Raw genomic sequence first — 13,040 nt, 5'->3', positions numbered from 1 at the left:
GCATCACATTTAGCAAAACTGATGTGTTTTTATCCATTGCGGTTGGCTTAGTGGTCGGCACGTTAATGTCCATCATCACCGAATATTATACCGCAATGGGCAAACGCCCGGTGATGAGCATCATCAAACAATCTTCTACCGGCCACGCCACCAATATTATTGCCGGTTTGGCGGTTGGGATGGAGTCAACCGTGTTGCCGATACTGGTTTTAGCAGCCGGAATTTATGGCTCTTTCCATTTTGCAGGATTATATGGCGTTGCAATTGCTGCTGCCGGAATGATGTCAACCACAGCCATGCAGTTGGCCATTGATGCTTTTGGACCGATTGCAGATAACGCTGGAGGGATTGCCGAAATGAGCCAGTTGCCCGAAGAAGTGCGCCACCGCACCGATATTTTGGATGCCGTTGGCAACACCACCGCTGCAACCGGAAAAGGTTTTGCCATTGCTTCGGCCGCTTTAACTTCGCTGGCTTTATTTGCCGCTTTTGTTGGCGTTGCCGGTATAGATCATATTGATATTTATAAAGCCGATGTTTTGGCCGGGTTGTTTATCGGCGGCATGATCCCGTTTATTTTTTCGGCTTTGTGTATTTCTGCCGTTGGCCGCGCCGCCATGGCCATGGTGCAGGAAGTGCGCCGACAGTTCCGCGAAATCCCGGGCATCATGGAGTACAAAGCCAAACCCGAATACGAAAAATGCGTGGCTATTTCTACGCAAGCTTCCCTTCGCGAAATGGTTGCACCGGGTCTGATCGCTTTAATCACGCCAATTATTGTTGGTTTTACGCTTGGGCCTGAAGTTCTGGGCGGCTTGCTGGCCGGCGTTACCGTTTCGGGCGTATTGATGGGCATCTTCCAATCCAATGCTGGCGGAGCTTGGGACAATGCCAAAAAGTCTTTTGAAAAAGGCGTAGAGATCAACGGCGAAATTTATTACAAAAAATCAGAGCCGCACAAAGCTTCCGTTACCGGCGATACCGTTGGCGATCCTTTTAAAGATACTTCCGGCCCTTCCATGAATATTTTGATCAAACTGATGTCTATTGTTTCTTTAGTGATCGCACCACACATACATGTTGATAATAACGGCGTTACAAAAATCCTTCCTCAAAACCACAAAGCGATTAAAATTGAGGCGGTAAAAACAACATTTACAAAAATAAAGCCTTGATGGTTAGCATATCTGTTAAAGCTTGTTTAAATTTTGTTTATTTATTTTACCATGCTTCTTTTATCACCTAAAAATTGGTATACCTGGTTTTTGGTTTGTTTAAGCTGACACAAACACCAATTTTTATAGGGTAAAAGAAGCATCAACAATTTTTCTTATATAGATTTGAACAAGCTTTTATGGCAAAGGGATTTCTTGCAAAGAAATCCCTTTCTTTTTGTCAGTAAATTTAATTACGTTTGGAATTACAGATAAAATCAACCAAATAATTAAAAAACTACATGAGTCTATTTTTAAAAAAGCCCATCAGTACGCTCATGGCCGAATCGGCCGAGTCTGAAAAAAGCCTGAAACGTACATTAACAGCGGGTTCTTTAATTGCTTTAGGAATCGGTGCCATCATCGGTGCGGGTTTATTTGTACGTACTGCCGCTGCGGCTGCGCAAAACGCCGGCCCATCTGTAACTTATGGTTTTATCCTGGCCGCAATCGGCTGCGCACTGGCTGGACTTTGCTATGCAGAACTTTCCTCTTCCATCCCAATTGCCGGTAGTGCTTATACTTATAGTTATGCTACCATGGGCGAACTCATTGCCTGGATTATTGGTTGGGATTTGATTTTGGAATATGCCGTAGGCGCTGCAACCGTTGGTATTGCCTGGAGCGAATATTTAAATAATCTGTTGGTCAACGTTTTGGGTTGGGGAGCAATACCTTATCAATGGTGCCATTCCCCTTTTCAAACTTCTGTAGATGGCACGCAGAACGGCATGAGCAATCTTCCAGCCTTGGCCATTGTATTTATTTTAGCCATGTTGTTGATCCGCGGAACACAAGAATCAGCGTTGGTAAACGGCATCATCGTTATTACCAAAGTTGCTATTGTAATCCTGATTATTATTTTAGGATGGAAGTTTATCAATCCTGCAAACCATACACCTTACATCCCAGAGCCAACAAAATATGTTGACCATGAAGGGATTTCGCACAATTTTGGAGGGGTTATGGGTATCCTTGGTGCGGCAGGAGTGGTGTTTTTTGCTTTTATCGGTTTCGATGCCGTTAGTACAACCGCCCAGGAAGCAAAAAACCCTAAACGGGATATGCCGATCGGTATCTTAGGTTCTCTGGCTATTTGCACCGTACTTTACATTTTGTTTGCCCATGTTTTAACAGGTATGGCTACTACAGAAGATTTTAGGACTTCGGGTAAAGAAGCTTCCGTGGTTTTCGCCATTAATAAATATATGATTGGTTATGGTTGGCTGGGCAAATTAGTTACCGTTGCTATTTTGGCCGGTTTTTCTTCTGTTATTCTGGTGATGCTTCTAGGCCAGTCGCGTGTTTTTTACTCCATGAGCCGGGATGGTTTGCTGCCAAAAGTTTTTAGCGAGATACATCCAGTTTATAAAACGCCTTATAAAGCGAGTTGGTTTATTTTGATATTGGTTGGTTTGTTTGCTGCTTTTGTTCCTGGTGATATTGTAGGCGATATGACCAGTATCGGAACTTTATTCGCCTTTATGTTGGTTTGTGTTGCAGTTATCGTTTTACGTCGAACCGATCCAGGTTTAAAGCGCGAATTTAAAACACCGTTAGTGCCGTTTGTTCCAATTTTAGGGATCATTGTTTGTGGAGCGATGATTGTAGGTTTAGGCTGGACGAACTGGCTGCGTTTGATTGTGTGGCTGTTAATTGGCTTCGTTATCTACTTCAGCTACAGCAGAAAACACTCTGTACTTCAAAATAAAAGCAACCTGATTGATCCAATCGTTCCGCCAAAATCTCCGTTCGTATAAAAACATTCAAATTGAGCTTAAAAAAGGTTCTGCCACTGCAGAACCTTTTTTAGTTTTGGTGCTTTCTTTAATGCCAACTAAACCGGATGAAAAAAAATAAAAATTTGTGGACTTTAGTTTTCATCTGTGTCATCAATTCGTTAGGGTTTGGCATCATTGTTCCGCTCATTTATCCATACGGCAAGCAGTTTGGCATGACCGAACAAATGTTGGGCTTGCTGACGGCCTCTTTTTCCGTTGCCCAGTTTTTTGCCACACCGGTTTTAGGTTCTTTGTCTGATAAATATGGCCGCAAACCTTTGCTCATCATTAGCCTGATTGGCACTTGTGTTTCCTTTGTTTTGTTTGCGCAAGCACGAAGCCTAATCATGCTTTTTGCCGCCCGTATTTTGGATGGCATTACCGGCGGCAATATTTCTGTGGCCCAGGCCATGGTTTCTGATACTTCTTCCCCTGAAGACCGCGCTAAAAACTTCGGTATCCTCGGTTCGGCCTTTGGTTTTGGCTTTGTTATCGGCCCGGCAATTGGCGGCGTAATGAGCAAGATCAGCTTGCAGGCGCCATTTTATTTTTCGGCGGCCATTGCCTTGGTTGGTGTTTTGTGCGCACATTTCTTTTTAAAAGAAACCAATTCGGGCAAAGAGCGTAAGAACGACAGTAAGTTCGAATTTAAATCCTTAATCACGGTTTTAAAAGCACCGGTTATCGGCAATGCTATTTTTATCGGCTTTTTGTTAACAACAGCGCAGTTTGCAATGATCATCGGTTTTCAAACCTTTACGGCAGATGTTTTAAAAATTACGCCTTTCCAAATCGGTGTCTTTTTTGCCGGTTTTGGCATTTCTGGAATCCTGATGCAACTGGCCGTGCCTTACATCACCAAGCTGTTTTCCTCCAAATCATTGATACTTCTTTTATCGCTAATTTTTTGTTTTGTGGCGATGCTGCTTGCGGGATTCACCAACAAACTGCTTGTTTTTTCGGCTTTGATGTGCGCTTACGGTTTGTTCAACGGCTTGCGAAATCCAATGCTCAATGCCATTATTTCTGATCGGGTTAGTCAGAACGAGCAAGGCAAAACGCTCGGGCTTAACCAGTCTTACGCTTCCATCGGGCAAATTTTAGGTCCGGTCAGTGCCGGTTTAATCTCCGGAATTTCTGTCCATTACGTCTTCTTTCTGTCCGCAGCTTATATTTTTATCGGGTTTTTATTTACCTTTATTTTGAGGGCAAAAGAGAAAACAAATACGCAAAGCGATGTTAACATTTAACCCCCGCGAAATCCTTTCGGTAACGATGATTCTTTTTGCCATCATTGATATCATCGGCACCATCCCGATCATCATTGATATGCGGCAAAAAGCCGGACGGATCGAATCCGAAAAAGCATCGGCAACCGTTTTTGTGCTGATGATCATCTTCCTTTTTGTGGGCGATCAACTGTTGTCCATCATTAATATTGATGTGGCTTCTTTTGCCATTGCCGGTTCGCTGGTGATATTTATTATCGCGATGGAACTGATTTTGGGCGTCCGTTTTTTTAAAGAAGACGAAATTTCTTCTACCGCTTCCATCGTCCCGCTTGCTTTTCCGCTCATTGCCGGTGCCGGAACGATGACCACTTTGCTTTCCCTCAAATCCGAATACCAAACGCAAAACATCATCATCGGCATCGCCTTAAATACCATTTTTGTTTATTTGGTTTTGAAGAATGTGCAGTGGCTGGAACGCTTGTTGGGCAAAACCGGGTTAAATATTTTGCGCAAAGCTTTTGGTATTATTTTGCTGGCCATTTCGATCAAGCTTTTCAGAAGCAATACGCATTTGTAAAGGTTTTGCTGTCATTCCGAACCGAAGGGGAGGAATCTTCATCAAATTTATGCTGATAAAAGAAGTATTGGTTGAAAGAGGATTTCTCCCTACGGTCGGGATGACAGCAAAAAATTAAACTATCTTTACCAACCGCGCCACAAACATCGTGTCCGATTTCCGTTCGTAACCTTTTAACAATTCAAAAGATTCTAATCGCAAACCTGCTTCTTTTACCAGGTAATTTACAACGTCTTCGTTTTCTTCGCGGAAAGCAGAGCAGGTAATATAAACCAATACTTTTCCAGGTTTTAAATATTTGACCACGTTTAAAGCAATCGTTTTTTGCAGTTGCTGGAAAAAGGAAATCCGCGAAGCGCTAAACTGACTGATCATTTCCGGCGTTCGTCCCCAAGTTCCGCTGCCGGTGCAAGGCGCATCTAAAATAATGCCGTCGAAAGTATAATCGTGCAAAACAGAATCTACATTTTGGGTAAGATCAAGTAATTTTTTCTGATACTTTTTGATGCCGGCCTGTTGTAAACGCTCTTCCAAATTATCTAAAATAGATTCGCGAATGTCCGAAACAACCAGCTTTAAATCCGGTTCCAATTCGTGCAGCAACAAAGTTTTTCCACCCGAAGCAGCGCAGGCATCCCACCAGTTTTCCCATTTTTTAGGCTGAAAATTGCGCGCCGTTTGCTGCGAAGATTCGTCCTGCACTTCAAAATAACGCTGGCTCGGAAAAATGGTATCCAGCTTCGTCCCGTTCGGCAAAGCCAAACATTGTTCGCTTTTCTGCCGAAAAACAATTCCTGCATCCGTCAGCGTCTGCTTCACCTGAAATTCATGACCTTTTTGAATGCGGATAAAAAGATCAGGCTGGATAAAAAAGGACGATAAAAACAGTATTGGATCAATTTCGGCAGAAAAATGATGGGTGAAAGGGAAAATATCTTCCAGGTTAAAATCCGGATATGCTTCTTTTAGCACCATAATTTTGTCCTGAATATTCAAATGGATCTGAGCCGCCAGTTCCGGTTTAAAAAAACTCAAAAAAGAGTTTTCCTGGTTGTTGCACAAAAACTCGGCAGCAAACAAACGCTCTTCCGGCGCGTGGTTGGCCAGCGCTTTCCCCAACCTAAAATAATTGTAAACCAGGCGCGAAGCCACACGCCGATCGGTAGAACCCATTTTTTTGTGCAGCCGAAAATAGCCCGGCAAAAATTTGTACAAAGGCGTTTCTGCCGGATAACTTTCCAGCAAAGCTAAAAATGTACGAAGCTGGTTTTCGGCCCTCATTTTACTGGTTTCAACGAATAATCCTGGTATTGCAACAATTCTACATAACTGTTAATCCAACCGTAACCTTTTTTCTGCACAAACTCAAAACGGTTGTGCAAAGCATCAAAAGGCCTGTTTTGCAAATGGTTAAAATCAGCAGATGGATCGCTTAAGATTTTTCCGAAATACAAACCGGTATCAAAACCATTGATGGCATATTCGGTCGGTTCGGCGTGGTACATTTTACGAAAACTTTTGATAAAGGCAACCATTTCCGGCGATTTGTAATTGATTTGATAAGCCGAAGTAATAAAAGTATGCATTTTCTCCAACGTTTCCGGTCTTAAATACGTGGCTTTGTTCCAGTTTGGGTGGCCGAAAAGCTGGATTGGGTATGTATCTGAAAGTTTATCCAGCGCATTCAAAGTAACTTTCAAAAACGAACGCTGCGTGGAAGGGACGACAAAAACATTTTCGGAGGTTTTGGAAAGTGTGGGCAAAAGTGCCGTAAAATCGCCTTTAGAAATGGTAACATCAACAATTTTAATCCGTTTCTTACTCAAACTGTCCAGCGTTTTTTTAAATGGCAAAATGTATTTGTTCTCTTCGGAAAAACCGGAACGCAAAATGTAAACGGTTTTTGGGTTGATGTTTTCCTTGATATATTGCGCCACACGCATTGCATGAAATTCAAGCGGCGGCGTTAAAGTGATGAGCGAAGGATTGTTGTAAGTTGCCGGAGAAGCGGCCGAAAGCGGCGAAACAACAGGCTTGTGCAAACTGCTGATGCGCGCCGAAAAAGCCTGAACGCCAGCCGGAAAAACCGGGCCAACAATCAAATCGCTTTTGCGGACGGACGGGTTTAAAGCCAGGTTTTGCGCCTGCGTTTGTTCATCTTTTGTATCGAAAACGGTTAGTTTAAAACTTTGTCCGTTGCCGGTTAACGAATCCAAAGCCAGTTTAAAACCTTCATAAAAATCAACCGCGATATTGGTTTTAATTTGATTTTGAGTGGAAATAACCGAACCAGCCGGATCAAGCGAAAACGGCAGCAACAAAGCGATAGACGGAACGCGTGCTGTTTTTACCGGTGTTTTTTCGGCAACTTTTACCGTGTCGTTTTTTTTGACTGCTGGCTTTTGTTCTTCCGTTTTTGCAACCGGCGTTTGCACCACCGGCCGTATTTTTGGCGAACATGCAGCCCAAAAAAGTGCCGGTAAAAACAGTATCAGCCATTTATTCCCACTCAATGGTGGCCGGCGGTTTCGAGCTGATGTCGTACACAACGCGGTTAATTCCTTTAACATTATTGATGATTTCGTTAGATATTTTTCCAAGCAGGTTGTACGGCAAATGGCACCAGTCGGCCGTCATGCCATCCAAAGATTCCACGGCACGCAGGCAAATCACGTTTTCGTAAGTGCGTTCATCGCCCATCACGCCCACAGATTGCACCGGCAAAAAGATGGCGCCCGCCTGCCAAACCTGATCATAAACACCAGCCGCCCTTAAATTGTTGATGTAAATCGCATCGGCTTCCTGCAAAACCGCTACTTTTTCGGGCGTTATTTCCCCCAAAATACGGATGGCCAAACCCGGACCGGGAAAAGGATGGCGGCCGAGAATATCTGGGTCAATTTCCAGCGCTTTGCCTACTTTGCGCACTTCATCTTTAAACAACGTATTCAGCGGTTCTACTACTTTTAGCTTCATAAAATCGGGCAAACCGCCAACATTATGGTGCGATTTGATGGTTGCCGATGGCCCTTTTACCGAAACCGATTCGATCACATCCGGATAAATCGTTCCTTGCCCCAGCCATTTTACATTTTCGATGCGGTGTGCTTCGTCATCAAAAACTTCTATAAAAACACGGCCGATGGCTTTTCGCTTTTTCTCCGGATCAGACAATCCCTGCAAAGCATCGTAAAAACGTTGTTTGGCATCCACGCCTTTTACGTTCAGGCCCATGTGCTGGTACGAATCCAAAACGGACTGGAACTCGTCTTTCCGCAGCAAACCGTTGTCCACAAAAATACAATGGAGGTTTTTACCGATGGCATGATGCAGCAAAACCGCAGCCACTGAAGAATCTACGCCGCCGGAAAGCCCGAGAACCACTTGGTCATCACCTAATTTTTCTTTAAGTTCTGCAATCGTGGTTTCTACAAAAGAATCAGCCGTCCAATCTTGTTTACAACCGCAAATATCCACCAAAAAGTTTTGCAGCAATTGCTTGCCATCAATGCTGTGCGTTACTTCCGGGTGAAACTGGATGCCGTAAGTTTGGGTTCCTTTGATTTGATAAGCGGCAACTTTAACCGAATCTGTACTGGCGATGATTTCAAAATCATCGGCAATTCTGGCAATGGTATCACCGTGCGACATCCAAACCTGTGAGTTGGCCCGAATTTGCTTGAACAGCGGGTTTTCTGATTGAATGAATTGCAGATGAGCGCGGCCATATTCCCGCGTGCTTGAAGCCAAAACTTCGCCGCCGGAATGATGGGCCAGAAACTGTGCGCCGTAACAAACGCCCAAAACCGGCAAATTGCCATGAAACGGAATAAAATCGAAATGCGGCGCATCGGTTTGGCGCACAGAATATGGGCTTCCAGAAAGAATAATTCCTTTTACAGATTCGTCAAATTCGGGCAAATGGTTAAAAGGATGGATCTCGCAGTAAATGCTCAATTCCCTGACGCGGCGCGCGATGAGTTGGGTAAACTGCGAACCAAAATCAAGAATAATAATTTTTTCTTGCATCCGCGAAGATACAGAAGAAGTTGGAAAGTTAGAAAGACGGGAAGTCTGAAAGTCGGGAAGCCGCTTTGTTATTTCGACCAAAGGGAGAAATCTTCTTTCAACTTTACAAATATGAATCGCTTCTAAGAAGATCTTTCCCGTTGGTCGGGAAGACAGCAAGCATCAACATAACAAAACAAGGCGCATAAAAAACACCGGTAAAAGAAGTATGCACGCAAAACGTACCTTTGTGCTTTCCATCTTCAAACTCCAAACCCTCCATGTGGGCAGAAAAATTAAAGCTCAGTAAACAATTAGCACGAACGGTAACTGAAGCCGGTTTTGCCAGTCCGAAAGAAATTCAACTTAAAACCTTGGCCAGGATAGCAGGCGGACAGGATTTAATTGTGGTTGGCCCGGAAGGTTGCGGCAAAACCACAACTTATATTCTGGCTGTTTTAAACCGCATCAAACAAGGTTTTGGCGATGCACCACGTGTTTTAATTTTGGTGGACAGCAAAGAAAAAGTAGAAGCTGTTTTAGAACAATTTAGTTTATTTACCAAAAACAAAACCATCCAAATTGTAGGTTTATTTCCGTCGCCGGGAATGGAAACGCAGTTGAACGCTTTGGCCGATGGCGCCGATGTGGTTGTGGCCACGCCAGACCGTGCGCGTGCCATTTACCTGAAATTGGGTTTGAACTTGAACAAAGTGGATTTGCTGATTTTGGATGACGCCGAACTGATCATCAAACAAGGTATGCAATTGCCGGTTGCCGAACTTGCCAACAGCATTGACAAAGCGCAACATTTGGTTTTTACCGAAGTAATGCATGATAAACTGCTGAAAATGATCGGCCTGTTTATGCAAATGCCGGCAACGGTAGAAGTGGAAGAATTGACTGAAACGGATTTGGTAACGCACGAACAGTTGCTGTACCAAGTGCCAAACTTCCGTACAAAATTGAATTTGCTTGATTTGTTTTTGCAAGATGCCGATGTTTTCACCAAAAATGTGGTTTTTGTAAATACTTCTTTTACTGCCGAAAAAGTGTTGAAGAGTTTGGGCAAAAGCGTTAAAGAGGAAGCGGCGATACTTAACCCGCAATTTTTTGATACGGCAGGTTTTGATGACATTCAGCAGTTTAAAGCGGCATCGAATATGCGTACTTTGATTGTGGCGAATGAAAATACGCCGAACCTGGATTTGACCGACATCCCGTTTCTCTTCCATTTCGAACTTCCGGAAGAAAAAGAAATTTTCATCAAACATGTGGTGAACCAATGGCCGCAGGAAAATTTTGAGGTGCTGGCCATTACTTTTGCCACTGATTTGGAGTTGGCAATGGTTAGGAAAATAGAACAAGCCATCGGACAAAAAATACCGGTTGCCGAATTGCCGGAAGGTTTGGTGATCGAAAAAGAACTTAAAAAAGACGTAGAAAAGTCGGCCACAAAAGCAGCCCAAAAAGCACCGGAAACGGGTGCAGCTTTCCACGAAAAAAAGGCCAGTAATGCCAAAACTTACAACTACAGTTCGGGCGAAAAAGCCAAAATGAACAACAAGCGGAAACATTAAGCGCTTGTTTGAAATTTATTTGTCGAAGTTCCAATGCTTCTTTTACCCTATAAAATTAGTGTTTGCATCAGCCTAAAAAAAACTTTGTACACCAATTTTTATAGGGTAAAAGAAGCATCAATATTTTCTCTTGTGTAAATTTAAACAGGCGCTATACAATTAATTTTTTAACAGATTAAGAGAACTTCTATTGTTGTTGACGGTTGTATCAGCAATGAAAAAACATGCTTTACTAATTGCTTTTTTTACCGCATTAATTTATGCAGAAGCAAAGGCACAAACCATAACCGGGCCGAATGGTGAAAAATTTGCAGTACGCACCGTAGCGGCAAAATTAAGCGACCCATGGGAAATTACTTTTGGCCCAGATAATTACCTATGGGTAACTGAAGCAAAAGGTTACCTCGTAAGCCGGATTGATACTGCTTCGGGCAATAAAACGGTGCTGCTGGATTTGAACAGCGAAAGGCAGTTTCCGCGGTACGACAGGATGCACAACGGCAAGCCCTGGCCGCAAGCCGGTTTGATGGGTATGGCTTTGCACCCACAGTTGTTATCCGGCAAGCCTTATGTTTATTTGTCATATATGTACCAGTTTAAAGGCGCAAACCAAAGTGGCAGTGGCTGCGCTTTAAATTATGGCGGCTGTTTTTTCAAAACAAAAATTGTGCGCTACGAATACGATACCAAAGCACAAAAGCTAGTTAACCCGGTTACGCTTTGCGATACTTTGCCTGGCAGCAACGACCATAACGGCGGGCGTTTAACCATTGCTTTCGTAAACGGTAAAAACTATTTATTTTATTCTATCGGAGATATGGGTGCGGGCCAGTTTGTAAACGCCAACCGTCCAAACCATGCGCAGCAAAAAGACGATTACGAAGGGAAGATATTGCGTTTTAACTTGGAGCCGGACGCAGACCAAAACCCTTTTGACAAATGGATCCCTACCGATAACCCTTTCAACACCAATTCACGGCAAAATGCAGTTTGGAGTTTTGGCCACCGCAACCCGCAAGGCTTGTTTTATGCCGTTGTAAATGGCACCGGAAGGTTGTATTCCTGCGAGCATGGCCCTTTTTCGGATGATGAAGTTAACATCATCGAGAAAGGGAAGAACTACGGGCATCCTTTAATTATCGGTTATCCTGATGGCAATTACAATGGTTTGGCGGCAGGTGTTTCCAACCATGACAGCCTGCCGGGCAAGTGGCATACTACTTATCCTTTTATCCGCTCAGAGCAGGAAAACGTAAAGCTAATCGGAACTGAAAATTATCGTGCGCCGCTTAAAACTTTGTATCCCAACTCTTCATCTTTTTTAACTAAACTTTTTAATGACATTGAAAGCGGCAACAATGGAACCAAATGGGCATCCGAAGGGATAAGCAGTATTGAGGTTTATACGGCGAACAGTATTCCGGGATGGAAAAACTCGGTGTTGCTGACCGGCCTGAAAAACGGAAAACTGATCCGGTTAAAGCTGAACGAACGGGGCGACCAAATCACTTCTGATACCATTTGTTATTTTAAAGGCGATGTACGTTACCGCGACCTGGCTTTATCCCCCGATGGAAAAAAGATTTATTTATCAACAGACACCGGTTCGGTTTCTTCCGGCCCTTCCAAAGAAAACCCGCAGCAAATAAGTTACCGGGGCAGTATTTTAGAGTTCACTTATTTAGGCCAAGACCCAACCGGGCAAAAGCAACCAGCCAAACTTCCCGAAAAAAGTGTGGTAGAAGGCCCGAAGAAAAAGGCTGAGTAAAAATTGTTGTTAAAGGTTGACACTGTTTTTATGCCGATAAAAACAGTATCAACCTATATTGTCGGCTTTTTTAAGCAGAAGCGGATGTACAAGTCTTCCACTTTTTTTCTGGCCCAAGGCGTTTTACGCAAAAAAGTTAAGCTCGATTTAAGGCTTGGGTTATCCGTAAAACAATTGATGCGGATGCGGTTGCCTAATTCTTCCCAGCCAAAATGTGCCACTAAATCATTCAAGATACTTTCCAGCGTTTTGCCGTGCAGCGGGTTGTTGCTTTGTGTTTCCATCAGTTTAAACAAATGTAAAAAAAGATTAGCTGGCTAAACCAAAATACCGATCAAACAAAATCCAGCCGGCCTGACTTTACCACAAATGAAAACAGCAACAGCATTGGCCGGAGGATTGGCAGGCGCATTAACGCTCAACCTAATCCATGAAACTTACCGAAAGATAGATAAAGACGCACCGCATATCCATTTGATTGGGGAAGAAGCGCTGACGAAATTGTTGAAAGCAGCCGGTTTGCCTCTTCCTTCCACCCAAAAAGAGTTGTACGCCTGCACTTTAGCTGCCGATATTTTAAGCAATGCTTTGTATTACAGCCTGATTGGTTTTGGGAAAAAGAAGCATTTGTTGAGGCGGGGCTTGGTTTTAGGGCTGGCGGCAGGAGTGGGAGCGGTTTTTTTACCTTCTAAAATGAACTTAAACCAATCGCACAGCGACCGGACAACAGAAACGAAAGTTTTAACAATTTTGTGGTACACCTTGGGCGGTTTGGCAGCGGCCGGGGCGATTAAAGTTTTAGGGAAAAAGAAATAAATTTCAGCGTTTCATAAAATTGATGCTTCTTTTATCGGGTAAAATTTGGTGAGCCTTTGACAAG

Annotated in this window: 11 protein-coding genes; 7 read left to right on the top strand and 4 right to left on the bottom strand. The window is 43.5% G+C overall.

The window, feature by feature from the left end; translation table 11 throughout:
• The 4 genes from Q0192_RS12850 to Q0192_RS12835 all read left to right on the top strand — a co-directional run.
• The coding region (locus Q0192_RS12850) for a sodium/proton-translocating pyrophosphatase (RefSeq protein ID WP_299289885.1) at positions 1-1,175 on the top strand (1,175 nt) is incomplete at its 5' end.
• 281 nt (positions 1,176-1,456) lie between these two features.
• Entirely contained in the window at positions 1,457-2,974 is a 1,518-nt protein-coding gene (locus tag Q0192_RS12845; protein ID WP_299289884.1) for an amino acid permease, read from the top strand.
• 86 nt (positions 2,975-3,060) lie between these two features.
• Positions 3,061-4,245, top strand: coding sequence for an MFS transporter (locus Q0192_RS12840; protein ID WP_299289883.1), 1,185 nt, complete (start codon positions 3,061-3,063; stop codon positions 4,243-4,245).
• Positions 4,232-4,804, top strand: a complete 573-nt coding sequence (locus Q0192_RS12835) for a MarC family protein (protein ID WP_299289882.1) — start codon at positions 4,232-4,234, stop codon at positions 4,802-4,804. The genes Q0192_RS12840 and Q0192_RS12835 overlap by 14 nt, the downstream gene beginning before the upstream one ends.
• A gap of 114 nt (positions 4,805-4,918) precedes the next feature.
• Here the strand turns inward: Q0192_RS12835 and Q0192_RS12830 are convergent, their stop codons facing one another.
• From Q0192_RS12830 to guaA, 3 genes are read right to left on the bottom strand one after another with little or no spacing between them, the layout of a single operon-like run.
• Positions 4,919-6,085 (bottom strand): RsmB/NOP family class I SAM-dependent RNA methyltransferase, encoded by a 1,167-nt coding sequence (locus Q0192_RS12830; RefSeq protein WP_299289881.1) that lies wholly within the window; start codon positions 6,083-6,085, stop codon positions 4,919-4,921.
• Positions 6,082-7,317, bottom strand: a complete 1,236-nt coding sequence (locus tag Q0192_RS12825) for an ABC transporter substrate-binding protein (protein WP_299289880.1) — start codon at positions 7,315-7,317, stop codon at positions 6,082-6,084. Before Q0192_RS12825 ends, Q0192_RS12830 begins: the two co-directional genes overlap by 4 nt.
• On the bottom strand, positions 7,304-8,833 hold the full coding sequence (gene guaA / locus Q0192_RS12820; protein WP_299289887.1) for a glutamine-hydrolyzing GMP synthase: 1,530 nt from the start codon (positions 8,831-8,833) through the stop codon (positions 7,304-7,306). The genes Q0192_RS12825 and guaA overlap by 14 nt, the downstream gene beginning before the upstream one ends.
• 260 nt (positions 8,834-9,093) lie before the next feature.
• On the opposite strand from guaA, the gene Q0192_RS12815 reads away from it, so the two are divergent.
• Both Q0192_RS12815 and Q0192_RS12810 read left to right on the top strand, forming a co-directional pair.
• A complete protein-coding gene (locus Q0192_RS12815; RefSeq protein WP_299289879.1) occupies positions 9,094-10,392 on the top strand; it encodes a DEAD/DEAH box helicase in 1,299 nt (432 codons plus the stop codon).
• 214 nt (positions 10,393-10,606) lie between these two features.
• A complete protein-coding gene (locus tag Q0192_RS12810) occupies positions 10,607-12,160 on the top strand; it encodes a PQQ-dependent sugar dehydrogenase (protein ID WP_299289878.1) in 1,554 nt (517 codons plus the stop codon).
• Between the two features lie 53 nt (positions 12,161-12,213).
• On the opposite strand, the gene Q0192_RS12805 is transcribed toward Q0192_RS12810, so the two are convergent.
• Complete coding sequence (locus Q0192_RS12805) at positions 12,214-12,444, bottom strand: VF530 family protein (RefSeq protein ID WP_299289877.1); 231 nt, start codon at positions 12,442-12,444, stop codon at positions 12,214-12,216.
• A gap of 85 nt (positions 12,445-12,529) precedes the next feature.
• Here Q0192_RS12805 and Q0192_RS12800 point away from each other — a divergent pair, with 85 nt between their 5' ends.
• Complete coding sequence (locus tag Q0192_RS12800) at positions 12,530-12,976, top strand: hypothetical protein (protein ID WP_299289876.1); 447 nt, start codon at positions 12,530-12,532, stop codon at positions 12,974-12,976.
• Positions 12,977-13,040: the final 64 nt, after the last annotated feature.

The sequence above is a fragment of the uncultured Mucilaginibacter sp. genome (assembly GCF_937859865.1).
GTDB lineage: Bacteria > Bacteroidota > Bacteroidia > Sphingobacteriales > Sphingobacteriaceae > Mucilaginibacter_A.
The sequence above is the reverse complement of the archived record's forward strand: the minus strand, read 5'-3'. Positions and strand labels throughout refer to the sequence as shown.

Bases quoted from the DNA above. Each gene is read 5' to 3' on its own strand.
- guaA (WP_299289887.1), bottom strand. From the start codon at position 8,833: ATGCAAGAAAAAATTATTATTCTTGATTTTGGTTCGCAGTTTACCCAA.
- Q0192_RS12845 (WP_299289884.1), top strand. From the start codon at position 1,457: ATGAGTCTATTTTTAAAAAAGCCCATCAGTACGCTCATGGCCGAATCG.
- Q0192_RS12800 (WP_299289876.1), top strand. From the start codon at position 12,530: ATGAAAACAGCAACAGCATTGGCCGGAGGATTGGCAGGCGCATTAACG.
- Q0192_RS12805 (WP_299289877.1), bottom strand. From the start codon at position 12,444: ATGGAAACACAAAGCAACAACCCGCTGCACGGCAAAACGCTGGAAAGT.
- Q0192_RS12810 (WP_299289878.1), top strand. From the start codon at position 10,607: ATGAAAAAACATGCTTTACTAATTGCTTTTTTTACCGCATTAATTTAT.
- Q0192_RS12840 (WP_299289883.1), top strand. From the start codon at position 3,061: ATGAAAAAAAATAAAAATTTGTGGACTTTAGTTTTCATCTGTGTCATC.
- Q0192_RS12815 (WP_299289879.1), top strand. From the start codon at position 9,094: ATGTGGGCAGAAAAATTAAAGCTCAGTAAACAATTAGCACGAACGGTA.
- Q0192_RS12830 (WP_299289881.1), bottom strand. From the start codon at position 6,085: ATGAGGGCCGAAAACCAGCTTCGTACATTTTTAGCTTTGCTGGAAAGT.
- Q0192_RS12835 (WP_299289882.1), top strand. From the start codon at position 4,232: ATGTTAACATTTAACCCCCGCGAAATCCTTTCGGTAACGATGATTCTT.